This is a genomic window from Frigidibacter sp. MR17.24 (assembly GCF_037095655.1).
GTDB lineage: Bacteria > Pseudomonadota > Alphaproteobacteria > Rhodobacterales > Rhodobacteraceae > Frigidibacter.
Genome location: NZ_JBAWKE010000026.1, coordinates 1 through 2,661, shown reverse-complemented (window position 1 = coordinate 2,661; position 2,661 = coordinate 1). Strand labels below are relative to the sequence as shown.

Here is a 2,661-nt window from a genome sequence, read left to right as displayed (position 1 = left end):
GACATCACTCCCCTGGCGCGGGATGGAGCAGCCCGGTAGCTCGTCAGGCTCATAACCTGAAGGTCGCAGGTTCAAATCCTGCTCCCGCAACCAACACTAATTCGTCAGACATCGCCAAAGCCCCGTGCACACCGCCCGGGGCTTTCTTCGTGTTTGCCGCCGCGTTCACTTCCTTCAGCGGGCGACCGGTCGCCAGGCACAAAAGCGCCGCCAGCGTGCCCTCGAGATCGATCACCAGACCGTCCCGCGCCGGGGTAGGGGTGAGCACGATCCGGTCGATCAGCGCCCGCACCGCTTCCTTCGCCTCCGGCATGTGTTCGGCATCGCCAAGGCCGCGGATCAGCGCGCCGATCCGCTTGCGGTAGGTCGCGGCCATCGACGGGTGGATGCGCAGCGGCGAGGCTGCCGGCTCCTGGCTGAGCTGTGCCTCGATCGCCTTCTTGCGCTGGTCGAGTGCGAGCATCCGGTCCTTCACCTGCTCGGCCGGAATGCCGTTGACGATCGCATCCACGAGGCGGTCGTGATCACGCTTGACCTTTGCAAGCTCTTTCTCGAGCTCGGAGCGCCCGGCCGATGCGGTGGCGAGCAGCCGATTGCGCTCCTCGGTGTAGGCTTCGCAGAAGGCCTCGACCAGCTCGGGGTCCATGAGGTTGTGCTCGAGGGCGTCGAGGACCCGCGCTTCGAGATCCTCGCGCTTGATGGTCAGCATGTTCGTGCAGACGGCGGAGCCCTTGTTGCGCGCCGTCGAGCAGCCGAAGGCATCCTTCGACACCTTCGCGAAGCCACCACCACAGCAGCCGCAGGCCATCAGCTTCGAGAGCAGGAACTTCGGCCGACGCCGGTCCCAGACCGGCGTGTCGGTGCCCTTGGACTTCAGCACGCCCTGGCGTTCGCGGGCGGCCGTCCAGAGATCCTCGTGGACGATCCGCAGCTCCGGGACCTCGGTGATCTGCCATTGCTCTTCCGGGTTCGGGCGCGAGACGCGGCGGCCGGTGTCGGGGTCCTTCACATATCTCTGCCGGTTCCAGACCAGGCGGCCGGCGTAGAGCTCGTTGTTGAGGATGCCCGTGCCGCGCTCGCGGTTGCCGTGGATCGTGGAGGCGCCCCATTTGCCGCCCTGCGGGCCGGGGACGCCTTCCTTGTTGAGCTGTTCGGCGATCTTCTTCGGCGAGCTTCCCCGCGTGTAGTCGCTGAAGATCCGGCGGACGACTTCTGCCTCTTCGGCATTGATCGTGCGATCGCCGCGCAGGGGTTCCCCTCGTTCGTCGAACTGGCGCACGACGTCGTAGCCGTAGCTGATCCCGCCCGCCGACTTGCCGGCGATGGCGCGGCCGCGGAGGCCCTCGCGGGTCTTCGCCGCGATGGCGGCCAGTTGCATGGCGTTCATGGTGCCGCGCAACGCGATGGCCATCTCGCCGACGGAACCATCCTCGACGGTCTCGATCATGATGTCGGCGAAGCGGAGCCGCTGGAAGAGGCCGGCGATATCGGCCTGGTTGCGGCTGAGACGGTCGAGGGCATGGGCGATGACGACATCGAAGCGCCTTGCCTCTGCGTCGCGCATCAGCTTCTGGATGCCGCTGCGCATGAGGCTTGCGCCGGAGATCGCCCGATCGACATAGGTGTCGACGATCTCGAGGCCCTGGCGGTGGGCATATTCGGTGCAGGCACGGATCTGGTCGTCGATGGAGGCGTCGCGCTGCATGTCCGTGGAGAAGCGCGCGTAGATCACGGCGCGAAGGGCATCAGGCATGTCGGCATCCTCGGACGTTGTCGCGTGCGGCTATACCTCTCCGAACTCGGCGGCGTGGTCGGCACGTGCAGTGTCCCGGGCCATGGCGCGGATGAAGGCGATGAGCTTGGCCCGATGCTCGTTCAGGATGCGGGGATCTGCAAGCGAGGATGCAGCCGACGATACGGGCGCGACGGCGGCGGAGGGCGACGTCGTCGCCTCCGATCCCGCGATCTGTGCCCGCCTGGCCGCCATGACATGCCTCTCCCGTGCCCGCGCGCGAGGGTCTCGCCGCGGGTGATGTCGCTCTGAAATTGTCCGGGTTGGGTCCGGTGCTGCTCATGACCATCATACCTCATCGGGATTGGCTGGGGGGAGACGTCGCGGCGCGAANTCTCGCCGCGGGTGATGTCGCTCTGAAATTGTCCGGGTTGGGTCCGGTGCTGCTCATGACCATCATACCTCATCGGGATTGGCTGGGGGGAGACGTCGCGGCGCGAAAACTGGCCCCACGGGCCGCGAAACGCCCGAAAATGTGGAAAAACCCGGTCTTGGAAGCGCGCCCGTCACTTCGCCAGGCCTCCCGCGGCGCCGGTGCCGCCGACCCCACGCGGACCCGTTCATCACAGACAGTGAATTATCCGGATTTTTGCCGTCACCGGCGCCGCGGCGGTCAGGTGCGAGGTTGGGCGACCAGCTCTTCAGGAGGAGAGAAAGGCTTCAGAGAGAGAGAGAGAGAGAGAGAGAGAGCCAAGGTCTGGAAAACGCCGCTACAGCGGCAGGATAGATACCGAAATATCCCCCAATAGCGCCGCCCCCGGCGGTGCCACATGTCCCTTCTCGAAGACAAAAATATCGAAAGAGCCGCCGGAAGGCGGCAGTCTGCATTCTTCCTCCAATACCGGAAGATAGAAGAAGCGGCCGGATGG

At 65.7% G+C, this 2,661-nt stretch carries 1 protein-coding gene and 1 tRNA gene; one reads left to right on the top strand and one right to left on the bottom strand.

All coding sequences use genetic code 11. The features are described from left to right. Positions 1-16 precede the first annotated feature (16 nt). Positions 17-93, top strand: a tRNA-Met gene (locus V8J39_RS23460). On the opposite strand, the gene V8J39_RS23455 is transcribed toward V8J39_RS23460, so the two are convergent. Beyond that, entirely contained in the window at positions 50-1,705 is a 1,656-nt protein-coding gene (locus V8J39_RS23455; protein ID WP_336463397.1) for a recombinase family protein, read from the bottom strand. The genes V8J39_RS23460 and V8J39_RS23455 overlap by 44 nt on opposite strands. Between the last annotated feature and the right edge of the window lie 956 nt (positions 1,706-2,661).

Bases quoted from the DNA above. Each gene is read 5' to 3' on its own strand.
- V8J39_RS23455 (WP_336463397.1), bottom strand. From the start codon at position 1,705: ATGCAGCGCGACGCCTCCATCGACGACCAGATCCGTGCCTGCACCGAA.